Raw genomic sequence first — 17,292 nt, 5'->3', positions numbered from 1 at the left:
CGCCATCGCCTCTCGACCTTTCGGGGTCAGAGGAGCATTCTTGTGGACGTCCATTCGGTTCTCCGCGAATCGCTGGTGTTTGGCGACTTCAGAGTTCCCGGTCAGGGCCGAATGGACAACCTCCTGAAAGTTCACAGCTAGTCCGCGACGTCGTCGCGCCCCGGAAGACACCCGTTAACCTAGCCGTCCGTCTGCATGCTGCTGACGGCGGGGGCGATCCCGAGCTTGGCTTCCAGGACGGCAAGGCGCTGTTTCAGCGACTCATTCTCCTCGCGGGCCAGTCGGGCCATATCCTTGACCGCCTCGAACTCCTCGCGCTTGACGAGATCCATATCGCTCAGGATCCGTTCCGCCTGGTTGCGAAGCACCGAGTCGACCTCGCGCTTGACGCCTTGCGCCGCGCCGGCGGCGTCGTTCATCAACCGTCCGATCTCGTCGAAAAACCGGTTCGTGGTCTGGGTCATGGCGAAATCTCCGGTAGCGTGGAACAAACCTGCTTCGCATCAGACAATGGCGATCCCGACGCGGCGCTTCAAGGGGCTTTGAAGGCGCCCCACCCTTGCCTTGTCATGCTGCAGTTTACTTGCAATCGTATTGAAAGGATCGCGGGCTGCAAGAATCAGCTGCAAGAATCACAGGGCGCAGGACAACGGCATGGTCAACCAGCACATCAAAATCCCGATCAAGGGTGGTAGAGCAACTCGTTGATGCCCCTTCTTCTGATCGACTTTCCCGTTTTCGATCCGGTCGCGATCGCGATCGGACCTTTCGCGATCCGCTGGTACGCACTGGCCTATATCGGCGGCATCGTCCTGGGCTGGATCTATGCGCGCTCGCTGCTCAAGAACGAGAAGCTGTGGGGCGGGCCGGCGCCGATCTCGCTCCCCCAGATGGACGACTTCATCCTCTGGGTTACCATCGGCATCATCGTCGGCGGCCGCACCGGCTATGTGCTGTTCTACAACCTGCCCTTCTTCATCCAGCATCCGCTCGAGATCTTCGAACTGTGGAAGGGCGGCATGTCCTTCCACGGCGGATTTTTGGGCTGCGTCATTGCCGTGATGTGGTTCGCGCGCAGGAACAACATCTCGATCCTGTCGCTCGGCGACGTCACCACCGCGGTCGGACCGATCGGGCTATTCCTCGGGCGGCTGGCCAATTTCATCAACAGCGAGCTATGGGGCCGCGCTGCCGACCCCAGCCTGCCCTGGGCCGTGGTGTTTCCCAATGGCGGGCCGCTGCCGCGCCATCCGAGCCAGCTCTACGAAGCGGGCCTTGAAGGCATCCTGCTGTTCACGGTACTCGGCATCATGATCCGCTTCGGTGCGTTGAGGCGGCCGGGACTGATCCTCGGCAGCTTCATCGCGATCTACGGGCTCGCCCGCGTCGTCGGGGAGCTCTTCCGCGAACCCGACCCGCAGCTCGGATTTCTGTGGGGCGGCCTCACCATGGGTATGCTGCTGTCGGTCCCCATGGTTATTGTCGGCGCAATCACTATGGTAATGGCCGTGCGCCGCACGGCGCCGAAGCCGGCGGAAGCCGTTCGTTAATTCGTTCCAGAGCAGGCCGTGGCCGAAACCTCTCCGCTCCTTTCCGAGATCAAGAAGCTGATCGCCTCGTCCGGTCCGATGCCGGTGTGGCGGTACATGGAACTGTGCCTGATGCACCCGCGCTACGGCTATTACGTCTCGCGCGATCCCTTGGGGCGGGAGGGCGATTTCACCACCGCACCGGAAGTCAGTCAGATGTTCGGCGAGCTCCTGGGGCTGTGGGCCGCATCGGTGTGGAAGGCGATCGGCTCGCCTTCGATGCTCCGGCTCATCGAACTCGGCCCGGGGCGCGGCACCATGATGGCGGACGTCCTGCGCGCCATGCGCGTGGTGCCGCCGCTCTACCAGGCGCTCAGCGTACACCTCGTCGAGGTCAACCCCGTGCTGCGGGAGAAGCAGAAGTCGATGCTGTCCGCGATGCGCAACATCGCCTGGCACGACACCATCGACGCCGTGCCGGAGGGCCCCTGCATCATCTTCGCCAACGAATATTTCGACGTGCTGCCGATTCACCAGGTGGTCAGGCGCGAGACCGGCTGGCACGAGCGCGTCATCAACTTCGACAGCAACGGCAGGCTCGTGTTCGACGCGGCCGAGGATCCGATCCCGCGCTTCGAGGTGTTGCTGCCGCCTCTGGTGCGCGCGGCTCCCACCGGCGCCGTGTTCGAGTGGCGTCCGGATGCCGAGATGATGAAGCTCGCCACGCGCGTGCGCGACCAGGGCGGCGCGGGGCTGATCATCGATTACGGTCACATGCGCAGCGACGCCGGCGACACGTTTCAGGCGATTGCGCGGCACACCTATACCGATCCCTTGAAGGCGCCGGGTCAGGCGGACGTTACCGCCCATGTCGATTTCCAGGCGCTCGCGCGCGCCGCCGAGGACGTCGGTGCCCGGGTGCACGGCCCGGTCACCCAGGGTGAATTCCTTAAGCGGCTCGGCATCGAGACCAGGGCGCTCACCTTGATGCAGAAGGCCACCGCCGAGGTTTCCGGCGACATCTCGGCAGCCTTGAAACGCCTGACCGACCCCGGACGCGGCGGCATGGGCTCGATGTTCAAGGTGCTGGGCATCTCCGCGCCCGGTCTGACGTCGCTGGCGGGACTGAGCGATGAGAAGCAGGCCGAAGGAGCTGAGCGATGAGCCTGGCCTCGCCGCTGCTTTCGGCGATCCCCGGCGTGCGCCACGCCTTCTTCACCCGCGAGGGCGGGGTGTCCGAAGGCGTCTATGCCGGTCTCAACGGCGGCACCGGATCGAACGACGATCCCGCCGCCGTGGCCGAGAACCGCCGCCGCATGGCGGAACGGCTTGGCGTTGCGCCCGGACACCTGCTCAGCCTGTACCAGGTCCATTCGCCCGACGTGGTGATTGCAAGCGGCCCGTGGGAAAATGGCGCGCGCCCGAAGGCGGATGCCATCGTCACGCGCAGTGAGGGGCTCGCCATCGGCGTCACCACGGCCGATTGCGGTCCCATCCTGTTCGCCGATCCCACTGCACGCGTGATCGGCGCGGCGCATGCGGGATGGAAGGGCTCGCTCACCGGCATCCTTGAATCCACCATCGAGGCCATGGAAGGGTTAGGGGCCGCAAGGGACGGCATGATCGCCGCGATCGGCCCCTTGATCCGCCAGGAGAGCTATGAGGTCGGCAGCGAATTCGTGCAGCGCTTCATCGAGGCGGACGCTGAGAACGCGCTGTTCTTCCTGCCGTCCCCCCGCGACGGCCATGCCATGTTCGACCTCGCCGGCTACATCCGCATGCGACTGGAAAACGCCGGGATCCTGATGGTCGACGATCTCGGTCTCGACACCTATGCCGACGAGCGCTTCTTCAGCTATCGGCGCTCTGTGCATCGCAAGGAGCCGGACTACGGCCGTCACGTCCACGCTATTGCGCTCGAAGGTTGACCCCGACCGGCCGACTTCGCCCAAGTCAAAGCGACAACACCGGCCTGCCCCGGAGTGTGGCCTGTCTGCCCTAGACGTTAATCGGTTTTAACGATATCGCTCCAACCTAATGAGGGACGCGTCAAAACTTGTGCTCAGCGCGAGCCGGATCCGCTCGCGCGCGTTTGCGGTGTTGGTGCTGGCCGCATGCGCCATGCTCGGTGGCTGTGCCGGCAACAACGCGTCCAGCAGCTCCTTTGCGATGGCCCCGGCAAGCGGGCCGACCATCGCCTTCGAGTCGATCGACGGGCCGCCGCCGCACGTGTTCGACCGCATGGTGAGCGTGCTTGACACGGAATCGAAGCTGCGAAGCCTCGTCATTGTCTCGCGCGAGGGGACCGCCGCCTACCGCGTGCGCGAATATCTCTCCGCCCAGGTCATCCGCGGCCGAAGCGTGATCGCCTGGGTCTGGGACGTTTACGATCAGAACCAGGAGCGGGCGCTGCGACTGTCCGGTGAGGAACCGACCGGCAAGCCGGCCGGACGCGATCCCTGGGCTGCCGCCGACGACCTGGTACTGCGCAAGATCGCGCAGGCCGGATTCAGCGGACTTTCCAACATGATCAATGGAACCCCGCAGGATGCGCCGGCGCCGGCGCCCGGCTTGGGGCGACGTGGACCCACGGTTGCAGGCGCCGATCTGCCCTCCGTTGAGCGCGAAATACCCGTCGCGGCGCTCGGCTACGCCGAGCAATAATCCCGACCAATCGTTGTCCGGATTCGGGGTTTTGGGCAGGAAAACCCCGTCCACGGGTTGCCAGCGGAGCCTTGCGCCTGATATCTCCTCGCGCGTCTAAGGCCGTGCTCCATGGGTATTCCGATATGCTGAACATCGTATCCAAAGCGCGGGGGGAAATGTCGATGTCGGCCAAGAACGGCTCCATCAAGCTCGTCGCCGGCAATTCCAATCCGGCGCTGGCCCAGGCCATTGCCAACGGGCTGGACCTGCCGCTCACCAAGGCCGTGGTTCGGCGCTTCGCCGACATGGAGATCTTTGTCGAGATCCAGGAAAACGTCCGCGGCTCGGACGTCTTCATCCTGCAGTCGACCTCCTATCCGGCCAACGACCACCTGATGGAGCTCCTGATCATCACGGATGCGCTGCGCCGCGCCTCGGCGCGCCGCATCACCGCGGTCGTGCCCTATTTCGGCTACGCCCGTCAGGATCGCAAATCGGGCTCGCGCACGCCGATCTCGGCCAAACTGGTCGCCAACCTGATCACCCACGCCGGCGCCGACCGCGTCATGACGCTCGACCTTCATGCCGGCCAGATCCAGGGCTTCTTCGACATCCCGACCGACAATCTCTACGCCTCGCCGGTGATGGTGCGCGACATCCGCGAACGTTTCGACCTCACCAACGTCATGGTGGTCTCGCCCGACGTCGGCGGCGTGGTGCGCGCCCGCGGGCTTGCCAAGCGCATCAACACGCCGCTCGCGATCATCGACAAGCGGCGCGAGCGGCCGGGCGAATCCGAAGTGATGAACGTGATCGGCGACGTGGCCGGCTATACCTGCATCCTGATCGACGACATCGTCGATTCCGGCGGCACGCTGGTGAACGCCGCCGATGCGCTGATCGCCAACGGCGCCAAGGAAGTCTACGCCTACATCACCCACGGCGTCCTGTCCGGCGGCGCGGCCGCCCGTATCACCTCCTCGAGGCTGAAAGAGCTGGTGATCACCGACTCGATCCAGCCGACGGAGGCGATCATCAAGTCGCCGAACATCCGCGCGCTCTCGATCGCCGGCCTGATCTCCGAGGCGATCGCCCGCACCGCGGCGGAAGAGTCGGTGTCCAGCCTGTTCGACTAGGGTCTTCTTTTCGCGCTGAGCGCGGCGTCTTCCTACGTCCGTCTTGCGAGGAGCGAAGCGAACGAAGCATTCCAGATTGTCACCGCGGATGCGGTCTCGATTGCTTCGCTTCGCTCGCAATGCAATGACGAGCACCAACCTTCTGCCTACCCCACGATCCCCGCCGCGACCTGGCCGCGCAGGCGCTCGAAGCTGAGCAGCGTGTTGGCGCAGGCCTCCGCAACCTCGACGCCCTTGCTGGCGAAATGCTTGCGCAGGAAATCGTAGTGCACCTCGGTTTCGCGGAACTGCTGTGGCGTCAGCACCGCCGAGAACACCGGCACCTCGGTGCGCAACTGCACGTCCATCAGCGCCTTGATCACGGTGTCTGCGACCAAATCATTGTCGACGACGAGGCCCGCGGCGACGATCGCGGTATAGCGCCGCGTCTTCGCCAGGATCAGCGCATGCAGCGGGATTTCGAACGAGCCGGGCACCTCGAACACGTCGATGTTGGTGAGGTGTCGCGCCTCGGCCTCCTTCAGGAAGGCGACGCGCGCCTCCTCGACCACTTCACGGTGCCAGGAAGACTGCACGAGGGCGACCCGCTGCGGCTTGGCGAAACGCGGATGCTGGGGCACCGGCGGCGGCTCCGCAGGGAGCGGCGGCGGCGCCGAGGCAAGCGGCGGCGGCTGAACCTGAGGCTCCGGAAGGGACTCCCTAACGTGGGGCACCTGGCCGTCGGCGGTTCGGGCTTCGGAGGTCTGGCCTTCGGAGCTCTGGGATTCTGAGGTCTGCACTTGGGGTTCTTGCGACATCTGATTCATGGTTTTCCTCTTCCAAAGGACCAGAATCAGGGCACACGGAACGACAAACCGCCGCGCCTGGACGCGGGCAGCCTTCGACCGTTCTCTTTCATCCGGACTTTGACCGTCGGCTTCGGATTTGCACCGAATCTGCTGACCCTTCTCCCGTTCGGAAAGAAGGCGCTCGCGGGCTCGGGCTGACCGCCCTTACCGCCGGTGGGGAATTTCACCCCGCCCTGAGAACTTTCTGCCCGACATGAGCAGCCAGGGAACTATGACGCCGGACCGGCGTCCCAGCAAGGAGGCTCCGTGCGGCGAATCCGCATGGTCCCATGCCGCGGGAGCGTCGCGGCCCTCCCACCGGCTGGAATATTAACGATTAAGGCGAACTCCCAAATCCGATTCCGGTTTGTTCTCAAATTGGTAATCGTGACAGAGATCAGTTGTGGAAGATCGCGCCTTTGGCTGTGGACGGATTCGCCCCCCCGTTGCGCGGATTCCGCAAATCACATCACTTGATCGCTGACAGGTCCGCGCCGATCCGAACGTAGGAGCGACGCGGAAAGGGAGCAACGTGCCAAAAACCTGTCGCGTGCGTACCACACATTGCCAATGCAAGAGGTCGAGACGGCATGTCCCTGCTCGAAGGCATTATCGATTCCCGGAGCCACCCGTTGGCGGTGGTCGAGGATATCGCCGCCGACAACAACTGGCCGTTCGAACGTTCCGGCGAGGATGAACTCACCATCGTCTCCAAGGGCGAGTGGACCGACTATCAGCTTTCCTTCACCTGGATGGCCGACCTCGAGGCGCTGCATCTGGCCTGCGCCTTCGACATGAAGATCCCACAGGCGCGGCTTCCGGAAGTGCAGCGGCTGATTGCCGCGATCAACGAGCAATTATGGATCGGCCATTTCGACCTGTGGACCCACACCGGGATGATCATGCACCGCCAGGCCCTGGTGCTGCCCGGCGGCCTCACGGCATCGGTCGGGCAATGCCAATCCATGCTGGGCGGCGCCATCCATGCGTGCGAACGCTACTATCCCGCGTTCCAGTTCGTGGTCTGGGCCGGCAAGTCGACCCCGGAGGCCCTCGACGCCTCAATGTTCGATACCATGGGCGAGGCGTAGGTTCGCCGCACTCACGGCTGTCATCCCGGACAAGCGAGCGCCGGGCAGCGCGAAAGCGTTGTCCCGCAGCGAGCGCGATCCGGGATCCATACCGCGGGATATCGAGGTGTCGCACAGCGCTTGTTGCAGACACCTCCATAAACTAAACCGTCTGAGGTTATGGGCCCCCGCCTTCGCGGGGGCGACGGGGTCATGTATGGCGGCACCGATGACAGACAGCAGCGCCTTGAAGAACATCACCGGCACGATCGCGCTCGGCGGCGCGGGCAAGATGGGCGGCGCGATGCTGACCGGCTGGCTGGCGCAGGGACTCGATCCGCGCCGCGTCGTGGTGATCGAACCCTCGCCTTCACCCGAGATCGGCGCGCTCACCGCCAGGGGCGTGCGCCTCAATCCCGCCCCCGAGGATGCCGGGACTGTCGAGACGCTCGTCATCGCGGTGAAGCCGCAATCGTTTCGCGAGGCAGGTCCGGCGTTCAAATCCCTCGTTTCCTCCACCACGCTGGTCGTCTCGATCATGGCCGGCACGACCATCGCCGCGCTGGAAGAGATCGTCGGCGGCGCGGTGGTGCGCGCGATGCCCAACACGCCGGCCGCGATCGGCCGCGGCATCACCGTGGCGGTGCCGGCGAAGAATGTCAGCGCCACCCAGCGTGACGTCGCCGACGCGTTGTTGCGCGCCATCGGCTCTGTCGAATGGGTCGATGACGAGGCGCTGATGGACGCGGTCACCGCCGTGTCCGGCTCGGGCCCGGCCTATGTATTCCTGCTCGCGGAGGAACTGGCGTGCGCCGGCGTTGAGGCCGGATTGCCGGAAGCACTCGCAGCCAGGCTCGCGCGCGAAACCGTTGCCGGCTCCGGCGAACTCCTGCATCGCTCCGAACTTGACGCCGCGACGCTGCGCAAGAACGTGACCTCGCCCGGCGGCACCACCGCGGCCGCGCTGGAGGTGCTGATGGGCCGGGACGGAATGCGCGGATTGATGATCCGCGCGATCGCCGCGGCGACAAGGCGTTCGAAGGAGCTGGCGAAGTAATTACTTCAGGCCGATGCGCTTGGAAAAGTTCTCGTAGTTGACAAGGCCGCGGGCGTGGCGGCCCTCGCCGATCTTGCGCTCGCCGTCGAAGGCTGCAACTTCGAAGCGGATCACGCGCCGCTCGACCTCGATCACCCTCGCCGTGGTCCTGATCGTCGCGCCCACCGGGGAAGCTGCCAGATGGCGAACATCGACCTCGGTGCCGACGGTGATCCAGCCTGGTTGAAGATACCGGGAGATGGCGTCGCCCGAGGCCATCTCCATTTCCAGGATCATCATCGGCGTCGCATAGACAAAGGGCATGTGCGGAACAAAGTGGCCGACCGTGCGCTCCGGCGGCACGACCAGCGTGCGCTCCGCGCTCATGCCGATCTTGATGTGCTCGCGTGCGTCCATCCTACCCCGCAAATAACCAGTTCGTCATTCCGGGGCGCGCGCAGCGCCGCGAGCCCGGAATCCATCTTTCCGTGGATAAATGGATGCCGGGTGAGCCTGTCGGCGCATCCCGGAATGACGCGTACGCGTCACTTCTTCTGCGCGGCGGCACGTTCGACGAAGGTCTTCCCGCCCTTCATCTTGTTGTGCAGCGGCGCCTCGTTGATCTGGACCACCACGGCTTCCGGATCGACCCCGGTATGCTTCACCACGGCCTGGGTGATGTCGAGCATCATGGCCTTCTTCTGTTCCTCGGTGCGGCCGGCGGCGAGATTGATGGTGACCTCAGGCATGCTGCGCTCTCCCTTTCTGTCGCGACCGTATTTTCGGCCGTCGGGCTCCCTTATCAAACAAGACGCGGATGCCCTGCACAAGCCGTCGCGTCCGCATCGCAGCGAATGGCTAACCCCATTTCACCTCATGGCGCGCCAGCACCTCGCGCACCCTGGCGACGAGTTCATCTTCCCTGCACGAGAATTGTGCCGGGCGGCTCTCGCGCCACTCCTGGTTGGAGGCGATCGCCGCCGCCGCCTTGGCGCCCTCGATCAGGTCCTTGATCTGCACCTCGCCCTTCGCCTTCTCATCCGTGCCCTGGATGATGACGCAAGGCGAGTTGCGCCGGTCGGCATATTTGAGCTGGTTGCCCATGTTCTTCGGATTGCCGAGATAAAGCTCGGCGCGGATGCCGGCGTTGCGCAAGGCGGCAACCATCTTCTGGTAGTCGGCGACGCGATCGCGGTCGAACACGGTGACGACGACGGGACCGAAGTCGGGTCGCGTGTCGATCTTGCCGAGCAGCGTGAGCGCCGCCTGCAGGCGCGAGACACCGATCGAAAAGCCGGTCGCCGGCACCGACTCGCCGCGGAAGCGCGAGACGAGGCCGTCATAGCGGCCACCGCCGCCGACCGAGCCGAAGCGAACGGGACGGCCCTTCTCGTCCTTGGTGTCGAGCAGAAGTTCAACTTCGTAGACGGGACCGGTGTAGTATTCGAGGCCACGCACGACGGACGGATCGATCTTGATGCGGTCTTCGCCGTAACCCGCTGTGGCGACGAGCTTGCTGATTTGATCGAGCTCTTCACGGCCCTGCTGCCCGATGACGCTGTTGCGCAGCCGCTCATCGGTCGGCGCAGCTTGATCCTGTTCGATGGCCGAGAGAACGAGCGCGATGTCGTCCTCTTTCAACCCTGCGCCCTTGGTGAAATCGCCGGACTCGTCCTTGCGGCCTTCACCGAGCAGTTGCCGGACACCCGTCGGTCCCAAACGATCGAGCTTGTCGATGGCGCGCATCACGGTCAACCACTGATGATCATCGGCAATGCCGAGCGCATCGCGCACCCCGTCAAGCACCTTGCGGTTGTTGACCTTCACCACATAGGAGCCGCGGGCAATGCCGAGCGCCTCCATGGTGTCCGCCGCCATCATGCACATCTCGGCATCGGCCGCGGGCGAGGCTGAGCCGACCGTGTCGGCGTCGAACTGCGTGAACTGGCGGAAGCGGCCGGGGCCCGGCTTCTCGTTGCGGAAGACGTGGCCAACGCGGTAGCTGCGATACGGCTTGGGCAGCGTGTCGAAATTCTCCGCCACATAGCGCGCCAGCGGCGCGGTGAGGTCGTAGCGCAGCGACACCCACTGCTCGTCGTCGTCCTGGAACGAGAACACGCCCTCGTTGGGGCGGTCCTGGTCGGGCAGGAATTTTCCCAGCGCGTCGGTATATTCGAACGCCGGCGTCTCGACCGGCTCGAAGCCGTAACGTTCGTAAACGAGGCGGATCTTTTCCAGCATCGCGCGCGTCGCGGCAATCTCGGCAGGCGCCCGATCGGCCAGCCCGCGCGGCAGGCGCGCTTTCAGTCTCGAGGGTTTCTTGGGTTTTTCAGCCATGGGCGCGTTGGTATCAGCTTAAGGACGACGGGCAAAGGCGCTTGTAGCGCCGTGCCCACCAGCAAAAGGGGGCGGGCCGCGCTTCGCTTAGCCCACCCCTGAGGCTGGCCGCAACTGCAAGTTCTTGACCGGAACGTGCTCGATTGCCTACGGCGTTTCCATCCGCGCGCGAAGGGCATCGGCATCTGCCTTCGGCATGGTCTTGAGGAGAGGCTTGATGGTCTCGCCACCGACGATCTTGCCGTTACGCAAGAACATCCAATCCGAGATGTCGGACTCCTTGAACTCGACCGTGTCGCCATCCTTCTTGCCCGGCAAGTCGCGGGGCGCATTGGCGAACCGTCCCGAATAGCCGCCGTTAGGCAGCTTCTTCACGTCGTTGATCCAGATGTGCTCGCCGTCGTTGCGCCTGGTCGGAAAACGCGCCTTGAGGGCGTGTCCGGTTTCCGACGGCTTCGGCGCATCGTAAGAGGCCCAGAAGGTGGGGAGCGTGGCGCGCGCGCGTGCGATCGCCGCGTTCATCTCCGGGTCGGCGGTGCGAACGTCGATCACGGGCGAGCGGTCCTGGGCCTGACTCTTGGTCTGTGGACCGATCGCCACGATGCCGAAGACCGTGACGCCGGTAACGGCGACAAGCACCGCCCATTTAAAGGGTGTGGAGAGAGTGGAAGCCATGATCACGATTCCAAGTCAGCCGGCAAACCGCGGCGGCAGCGGAGCGGCACATCACCAAGCCGGCGCCTGTCCAGATGCGTTCGAGGCTTTGTCGTGCAACCGCGTCAGAGAGTTCACCGGTAATCCCACGGCAAGAGATCACTGGTTGGCAACTCCCCTCCGTCATTCCGGGGCGCCGCCGAGCGGCGAGCCCGGAATCCATAACCACGATTGGGGTTATGGATTCCGGGCCTGCGCCTTCGGCGCATCCCGGAATGACGGAGGCAGATAGAACGTGGATAATGCGGCGGAATAATTCCGCCGCCGGTCACAGGACCTTTCTGATCCAGTTGTGCGGATCGGCCGCCCGACCATACTGGATGTCGACCAGCTTCTTGCGCAGCCCCATGGCGACCGGGCCGGCCGCGCCGCCGCTGATGAGAAAATCGCCGCGCGCGGAACGCACCTTGCCGATAGGCGAGATGACGGCCGCCGTGCCGCAGGCGAAAGCCTCTTTCAGCTTTCCGCTGGCGGCATCAGTGCGCCACTGGTCGATCGTGTAGGCCTCCTCGCGCACGCGCGTGCCGGAATCCTTAGCGAGCGCGATGATCGAATCGCGGGTGATGCCCGGCAGGATCGTTCCGAGCGGCGGCGTCAGCAGCGAACCGTCGTCGAACACGAAGAAGACGTTCATGCCGCCGAGTTCCTCGAGGTAGCGGCGCTCGAGCGCATCAAGAAAAACGACCTGATCGCAGCCGTGATCGATGGCCTCGGCCTGCGCGCGCAGGCTCGCGGCGTAGTTGCCGCCGCACTTGACGGCGCCGGTGCCGCCGATCGCGGCGCGCGTGTAGTTCTCCGACACCCAGATCGACACGGGCGCAGGTCCGCCCTTGAAATAGGAGCCGACCGGCGAGGCGATGACGGCGAAGATGTATTCCGCGGAAGGCTTCACGCCGAGGAAGACCTCGCTCGCGATCATGAAGGGCCGCAGGTAGAGACTGCCCTCGCCGCCTGGTATCCAAGCGCGGTCAATGCGCACGAGCTGCTCGACCGCTTCGATGAACAGGGGCTCTGGCAGCGGCGCCATGGCCATGCGCTCGGCCGAACTCCGGAAGCGCCGGGCATTGGCGTCGGGGCGGAACAGGTTCACGCCGCCGCCGTCGCGCTTGTAGGCCTTGAGGCCTTCGAAAATCTCCTGCGCGTAGTGCAGGACGGCTGTGGCCGGATCGAGCGGGAAATTGGCGCGGGCTTCGACGCATGCGCCATGCCAGCCCTTTGCCTGATTGTAGCGGACCAGAGCCATGTGATCGGTGAAAATCCGGCCGAAGCCCGGGTCCGCGAGCCTTGCCGCGCGCTCGCTCTCGGACGTCGGATTCCTCGCAGGCTGGATTTCGAATTTCAAACTCATTCCGTTGCCTCCCGCTGTCGGCATCGGCGCGATTTCTGGCGCCGGCCTGCCTGGACCTGCTGGCTTAATAGGTCTGGACTTCACCATCACCAGCCTTCTCAGGGCCGGGTTCCCACTGGCGAGCATGCCGCAGAGGACATGCTTTTGCGGGAAACGGAAGTCCAGTATGTTTGTCGAAATGCCGCTCGACAATCTCACGGTAGATCGACTCGGCCGTTGCTGCCTGTGTGGGGCTTCCCCGGCCGCGTTGCAGTTGAAAACGTCACCACGAACGAAACGATCTAAAATTTCGTACGCGCTGATCGTTTTGTAACATTGAACCCAAGATACGTCAATATGGCTGACATAAATTTCGCGAACGCCCCATCCGACGCAGCCGAGGCCCGCCCCGCTGCCCCCCGCGAGGGCGATTTGCGCTGGGATATCATCGAGCTGCTGTTCTTTGCCTACCGCGACTTTGTCGCCGATCCCGACCACGAACTCGAAGCCTTCGGCTTCGGCCGGGCCCACCATCGGGTCATGCATTTCGTCCACCGCTACCCGGGCCTGAAGGTTGCCGACCTGCTCGATGTCCTGCGCATCACCAAGCAGTCGCTTGGCCGCGTGCTCAAGCAGTTGCTCGACGAAGGTTACATCCTGCAGAAAACAGGCAACAATGACCGCCGCCAGCGCCTGCTTTACGCCACTCCAAAGGGCGAGGCATTGGTGGCCAAGCTCGCCGGGCTGCAGACCAAGAGGATCAACCAGGCGCTTGCCGATATGGGGCCTGCCGGCGCAGAGACGGTGAAGCACTTTTTGCGCGCCATGATCGACCGCGACGACCCGGACAAGGTGCTGGAGGCGATTTTCGCCGCCGGCACCGCAAGCACAAAGGAATGACCGTGCCGCTCGCCGCTACCCTCACGCGCACACCGACCCGCCCGGCTGACGACGCCCCGCACCTTCTGCTGGTCGACGACGATCGCCGCATCCGAGATCTGTTGTCGCGCTTTCTCTGCAGCGAAGGCTACCGCGTCACCACGGCGGCGAGCGCGAGCGACGCGCGCGCCAAGCTGCAAGGCCTGCACTTCGACCTGCTGATCCTCGACGTGATGATGCCGGGCGAGAGCGGCTTCGATCTCGCCCGCGCCATCCGCCAGTCTTCCACGGTGCCGATCGTAATGCTGACGGCCCGCCACGAGGCGGAGGCCAGAATCGAAGGCCTGCAGATAGGCGCCGACGACTATGTGGCCAAGCCGTTCGAGCCGCGCGAGCTTGCGCTGCGCATCGGCAACATCCTGAAACGCACTGCGCCGCAACAGGCGGAGGTGCTCGAGAAGGTCGCGTTCGGCCCCTATGTGTTCCACATCGACCGCGGTGAATTGCGCCAGGGTGAGGAGGTCGTTCATCTCACCGACCGCGAACGCGAGATGCTGCGCATTCTGGCGCTGGCGCCCGGCGAGACCGTGCCGCGCAGCGCGCTCACCGGCAACGGCAGCGTCAACGAGCGCGCAGTGGACGTGCAGATCAACCGGCTGCGGCGCAAGATCGAGCGCGATCCGGCCAATCCCCTTTTCCTGCAGGCGGTGCGGGGCATCGGCTACCGGCTGGTCGCCACACCTTAAGCCTGCGATGAAGCGTCCCTGATGAGCACCCTCGACACTGGTCTCACGCTGCTGCGAAGCGCCGCCGACCGCGTCTCCGCCGCCAACGGCTGGATGGGCAACGCGTTCAAGAGCTGGATGCCGACCGGGCTCTATGCCCGCGCACTCCTGATCATGATTGTGCCGATGGTGGTGCTGCAGTCGGTCGTCGCTTTCGTGTTCATGGAGCGGCACTGGAACACGGTGACGCGCCGCCTGTCGGCGGCCGTGGTCCAGGACGTCGCGGCGCTGATCGACGTCTACAAGGGCTATCCGCAGGACAAGGACCGCGACCAGATCAAGCGAATCGCCCAGCAGCGCCTCGGGCTGGTGGTGGATTTCCTGCCCGCCGGCGACATGCCCCCGCCCGGGCCGAAGCCGTTCTTCTCGCTGCTCGACCAGACGCTGTCGGTGCAGCTCGGCCGCCAGATCGGCAGGCCGTTCTGGATCGATACCGTCGGCCGCTCCAACCTGGTCGAGATCCGCATCCAGCTCGACGACACTATCATGCGCGTGTTCGCGCAGCGCAGCGCCGCCTATGCCTCGAACTCGGAGATCTTCCTGTTCTGGATGGTGGGCACCTCGTCGATCCTCCTGATCGTCGCGGTGCTGTTCCTGCGCAACCAGATCCGGCCGATCCTGCGGCTGGCCGATGCCGCCGAGAGCTTCGGCAAGGGGCGCGAGGCCCCGAACTTCCGCCCGCGCGGTGCCCGCGAAGTGCGGCGTGCCGCGATCGCCTTCCTGGAGATGAAGTCGCGCATCGAGCGCGCGATGGAGCAGCGCACCGCGATGCTCGCCGGCGTCTCGCACGATCTGCGTACCATTCTGACGCGATTCAAGCTCGAGCTCGCGCTGATCGGCGACAGTCCCGAGCTCGACGGCATGCGCAAGGACGTCGACGAGATGTCGATGATGCTCGAGGACTATCTCGCCTTCGCGCGCGGTGACACCGGCGAGCAGGCCCAGCCGACCGACATGGCGCAGGCGCTGGAGGAATTGCGCAGCGACGCCGAGCGCCACGGCCATGCTGCCACCGTCTCGTTCCACGGCCTGCCCGTGGTCACGGTCAAGCCGGCCTCGTTCAAGCGCTGCCTCGCCAACCTCGTCTCCAACGCGGCGAAACACGGCAAGACGATCGCGATAACAGGCAATCGCGATCACCGCTATCTGACCGTCACCGTCGACGACGACGGGCCGGGCATTCCGACGCACATGCGCGAGGAAGTGTTCAAGCCGTTCCTGCGGCTGGACAATGCCCGCAACCAGGACGAGGGCGGCACCGGACTTGGGCTCGCGATCGCCCGCGACATTGCCCGTTCGCATGGCGGCGACATCATGCTGGCCGACAGCCCGACGGGCGGCCTGCGCGCGATCGTGCGCATCCCCGTGTGAGCGAGCGCCGCGCCGGCTGCCGTTACTTCATTTCGGCAGCAGGCCTTTCAGCTTGTCGGCGTCCCGGACGTTCATCTTGAAGCCGCCGGGCATCACGATATCGCCGGGCTTCTGGTCGGCCTTGCAGGCGCCGAGCCACTTCGCCTCGATGGTCATGGCGCCATCATGCCCGGGGCCGGCGATGCCACCCGCGGCGTGCGAAGTGGTCTTGATGGTGTAGGCCGAATTGAAGTCGCCGGTAATCTCGGCATGGGAGGTCGTGGTCACGCCGGCGACGCTGCAGACCGAGTCGTTGACATAACCGGTCGCGGTCTTCTGGATGTCCTGCTTGGAGCAGACCTGCCTGGCGAGCGGCGAGACGCTGTCGTTCATGTCCCTGTCGACGTTCTCGTCGGTGCAGTGCTGCATAGTCATTTCCGGCATCGGCGAGCCGGCCCTGACCATCTTCATTTCCCACAGCCCCGCCTTGCGCACCGGCAGTTCGACCGCTTGCGCGCCCGACGACAGGACGAGCCCAAGAACGCTGCAGCATCCGAGCAAAGCAAGAGACTGTCGCATCACACGCCAAACACCCGGAAAGACGGCGTCGCCCTTACCCTCAGTACAGCGTGCGCAACGGCCGTTCGCTGGCACCATAGGGCACCCAGCGGCAGGCAAAGGAGAGATAGCCGCCATCATATGGCTGCACCGCCAGGAACTTCACCACCTTGCCGTAGGCAGCGCAGTGATCGACCGCGAGCTGCCGGGCATCGACCTGGCGCGCCAGTGAATAGGCGATGATCCCGCCGGTATCGTTGCCTTTGAAGGGCGGCACCCAGTCGGCGCGCGCCGGCAACGCGGCCAATAATCCCAAAGCGACAAGGGTAGAGGCGGCCAGGCCCGCGGCCCCACTGATTCGCATCGCATCACTCCATTTGGCTCGCGGCATCTTAAGGTGCATTGCAGCCCCTGAAAAGAACGCCGACCGGCAGGATGGGAGGTCCCGGCCAAGTGGTGCGCGAGTGTTGCCGCCCTGCACTTGACCTGTTGCTGCCTTCGCGGCACCGTCCGACGATCGACCACCCAGCGGTGCTGCCATGCGCAACCTTTCCACTCCTCTGAAAAGACTTCGCTTTGCGACCGTGCTCGGCGCCCTTCTTGGCGGGGCAATGGCCCTTGGCGAGGCAAAGGCCGCCAATCCGCTGGAGCTGAATTTCTGGCTGAGCGGCCCGCGCTATGACGGGCGCGTCGCGCCGTGCGAACACGCCCTGCCGACGATCGCGACGCAGTTCTGGGAGAAAGAAAGCACTTTCTGGAATTCGGCGCTGAAAATCGAGGGCTTTTCGGCCGTTCGTGAGACCGCATTCCGGCCCTGGCAGTCCGACAACATCCCGCGCCGCTATTGCAGCGGGCATGCCCTGATGAACGACGGCAAGGTGCGCACGGTGCATTTCTCGATCATCGAAGACGGCGGCTATGCCAGCTTCGGCCAGGGCGTCGAGTGGTGCGTCGTCGGCCTCGACCGCAACTGGGCCTACAACCCTGCCTGCAAGGCGGCCCGGCCCTGAGAAGCCGTGATTCGGGCTGGCTCAGGCACAACGCCAGATTTTGTTCTTGAAATGTTCTCGCTCACTGCTAGGCTGGCTGCACAGCCTA

Annotated in this window: 20 protein-coding genes and 1 riboswitch; of the genes, 11 read left to right on the top strand and 9 right to left on the bottom strand. The window is 64.7% G+C overall.

The window, feature by feature from the left end; genetic code table 11:
- Nucleotides 1-179: 179 nt before the first annotated feature.
- Entirely contained in the window at nucleotides 180-464 is a 285-nt protein-coding gene (locus HY852_RS05360) for an accessory factor UbiK family protein (protein WP_291603168.1), read from the bottom strand.
- A gap of 243 nt (nucleotides 465-707) precedes the next feature.
- On the opposite strand from HY852_RS05360, the gene lgt reads away from it, so the two are divergent.
- The 5 genes from lgt to HY852_RS05335 all read left to right on the top strand — a co-directional run bounded on the left by lgt (nucleotide 708) and on the right by HY852_RS05335 (nucleotide 5,311).
- Entirely contained in the window at nucleotides 708-1,550 is an 843-nt protein-coding gene (gene lgt, locus HY852_RS05355; protein WP_291603166.1) for a prolipoprotein diacylglyceryl transferase, read from the top strand.
- 78 nt (nucleotides 1,551-1,628) lie between these two features.
- Nucleotides 1,629-2,693 carry an SAM-dependent methyltransferase gene (locus HY852_RS05350; protein WP_291603173.1) on the top strand — a complete coding sequence of 355 codons (1,065 nt, stop codon included), beginning with the start codon at nucleotides 1,629-1,631 and terminating at the stop codon, nucleotides 2,691-2,693.
- Nucleotides 2,690-3,457: a peptidoglycan editing factor PgeF gene (pgeF, locus tag HY852_RS05345; RefSeq protein WP_291603165.1), complete on the top strand. Its 768-nt coding sequence runs from the start codon at nucleotides 2,690-2,692 to the stop codon at nucleotides 3,455-3,457. Before HY852_RS05350 ends, pgeF begins: the two co-directional genes overlap by 4 nt.
- A 109-nt stretch (nucleotides 3,458-3,566) precedes the next feature.
- A complete protein-coding gene (locus tag HY852_RS05340; protein WP_291603163.1) occupies nucleotides 3,567-4,193 on the top strand; it encodes a hypothetical protein in 627 nt (208 codons plus the stop codon).
- Between the two features lie 164 nt (nucleotides 4,194-4,357).
- Complete coding sequence (locus HY852_RS05335) at nucleotides 4,358-5,311, top strand: ribose-phosphate pyrophosphokinase (RefSeq protein WP_291603161.1); 954 nt, start codon at nucleotides 4,358-4,360, stop codon at nucleotides 5,309-5,311.
- Nucleotides 5,312-5,457: 146 nt separating this feature from the next.
- Here the strand turns inward: HY852_RS05335 and HY852_RS05330 are convergent, their stop codons facing one another.
- Nucleotides 5,458-6,117, bottom strand: a complete 660-nt coding sequence (locus HY852_RS05330; RefSeq protein ID WP_291603160.1) for a 6,7-dimethyl-8-ribityllumazine synthase — start codon at nucleotides 6,115-6,117, stop codon at nucleotides 5,458-5,460.
- A gap of 76 nt (nucleotides 6,118-6,193) precedes the next feature.
- Nucleotides 6,194-6,344: riboswitch (FMN riboswitch) on the bottom strand.
- 384 nt (nucleotides 6,345-6,728) lie between these two features.
- Between HY852_RS05330 and HY852_RS05325 the strand changes: the two genes are divergently transcribed.
- Nucleotides 6,729-7,229, top strand: a complete 501-nt coding sequence (locus HY852_RS05325; RefSeq protein ID WP_291603158.1) for a YbjN domain-containing protein — start codon at nucleotides 6,729-6,731, stop codon at nucleotides 7,227-7,229.
- A gap of 208 nt (nucleotides 7,230-7,437) precedes the next feature.
- Entirely contained in the window at nucleotides 7,438-8,265 is an 828-nt protein-coding gene (gene proC / locus HY852_RS05320; RefSeq protein WP_291603157.1) for a pyrroline-5-carboxylate reductase, read from the top strand.
- On the opposite strand, the gene HY852_RS05315 is transcribed toward proC, so the two are convergent.
- The 5 genes from HY852_RS05315 to HY852_RS05295 form a co-directional block, all read right to left on the bottom strand.
- On the bottom strand, nucleotides 8,266-8,661 hold the full coding sequence (locus HY852_RS05315) for a thioesterase family protein (protein WP_291603155.1): 396 nt from the start codon (nucleotides 8,659-8,661) through the stop codon (nucleotides 8,266-8,268).
- A gap of 128 nt (nucleotides 8,662-8,789) precedes the next feature.
- Nucleotides 8,790-8,993, bottom strand: coding sequence for a 2-hydroxymuconate tautomerase (locus HY852_RS05310; RefSeq protein WP_291603154.1), 204 nt, complete (start codon nucleotides 8,991-8,993; stop codon nucleotides 8,790-8,792).
- Between the two features lie 109 nt (nucleotides 8,994-9,102).
- Nucleotides 9,103-10,581, bottom strand: coding sequence for a histidine--tRNA ligase (gene hisS, locus HY852_RS05305; protein WP_291603153.1), 1,479 nt, complete (start codon nucleotides 10,579-10,581; stop codon nucleotides 9,103-9,105).
- 147 nt (nucleotides 10,582-10,728) lie between these two features.
- Nucleotides 10,729-11,256 (bottom strand): DUF2314 domain-containing protein, encoded by a 528-nt coding sequence (locus HY852_RS05300; protein WP_291603151.1) that lies wholly within the window; start codon nucleotides 11,254-11,256, stop codon nucleotides 10,729-10,731.
- A 307-nt stretch (nucleotides 11,257-11,563) separates the two neighbouring features.
- The gene (locus HY852_RS05295; RefSeq protein ID WP_291603148.1) at nucleotides 11,564-12,643 is read right to left on the bottom strand and encodes a branched-chain amino acid aminotransferase; all 1,080 of its coding nucleotides are present in this window, start codon (nucleotides 12,641-12,643) and stop codon (nucleotides 11,564-11,566) included.
- 336 nt (nucleotides 12,644-12,979) lie between these two features.
- Between HY852_RS05295 and HY852_RS05290 the strand changes: the two genes are divergently transcribed.
- From HY852_RS05290 to HY852_RS05280, 3 genes are read left to right on the top strand one after another with little or no spacing between them, the layout of a single operon-like run.
- Entirely contained in the window at nucleotides 12,980-13,522 is a 543-nt protein-coding gene (locus HY852_RS05290) for a MarR family winged helix-turn-helix transcriptional regulator (RefSeq protein ID WP_291603146.1), read from the top strand.
- On the top strand, nucleotides 13,519-14,247 hold the full coding sequence (locus HY852_RS05285; protein ID WP_291603145.1) for a response regulator transcription factor: 729 nt from the start codon (nucleotides 13,519-13,521) through the stop codon (nucleotides 14,245-14,247). Before HY852_RS05290 ends, HY852_RS05285 begins: the two co-directional genes overlap by 4 nt.
- A gap of 21 nt (nucleotides 14,248-14,268) precedes the next feature.
- Nucleotides 14,269-15,657, top strand: coding sequence for an ATP-binding protein (locus tag HY852_RS05280; protein WP_291603144.1), 1,389 nt, complete (start codon nucleotides 14,269-14,271; stop codon nucleotides 15,655-15,657).
- Nucleotides 15,658-15,684: 27 nt separating this feature from the next.
- On the opposite strand, the gene HY852_RS05275 is transcribed toward HY852_RS05280, so the two are convergent.
- On the bottom strand, nucleotides 15,685-16,215 hold the full coding sequence (locus HY852_RS05275; RefSeq protein WP_291603143.1) for a DUF3617 family protein: 531 nt from the start codon (nucleotides 16,213-16,215) through the stop codon (nucleotides 15,685-15,687).
- Between the two features lie 40 nt (nucleotides 16,216-16,255).
- Nucleotides 16,256-16,558 (bottom strand): hypothetical protein, encoded by a 303-nt coding sequence (locus tag HY852_RS05270; RefSeq protein ID WP_291603142.1) that lies wholly within the window; start codon nucleotides 16,556-16,558, stop codon nucleotides 16,256-16,258.
- Between the two features lie 175 nt (nucleotides 16,559-16,733).
- Here HY852_RS05270 and HY852_RS05265 point away from each other — a divergent pair, with 175 nt between their 5' ends.
- On the top strand, nucleotides 16,734-17,204 hold the full coding sequence (locus HY852_RS05265) for a hypothetical protein (RefSeq protein ID WP_291603140.1): 471 nt from the start codon (nucleotides 16,734-16,736) through the stop codon (nucleotides 17,202-17,204).
- Nucleotides 17,205-17,292 lie beyond the last annotated feature (88 nt).

It is taken from the genome of Bradyrhizobium sp., from assembly GCF_016213215.1.
GTDB lineage: Bacteria > Pseudomonadota > Alphaproteobacteria > Rhizobiales > Xanthobacteraceae > Bradyrhizobium.
This window is presented reverse-complemented; position numbering and strand designations above follow the sequence as displayed.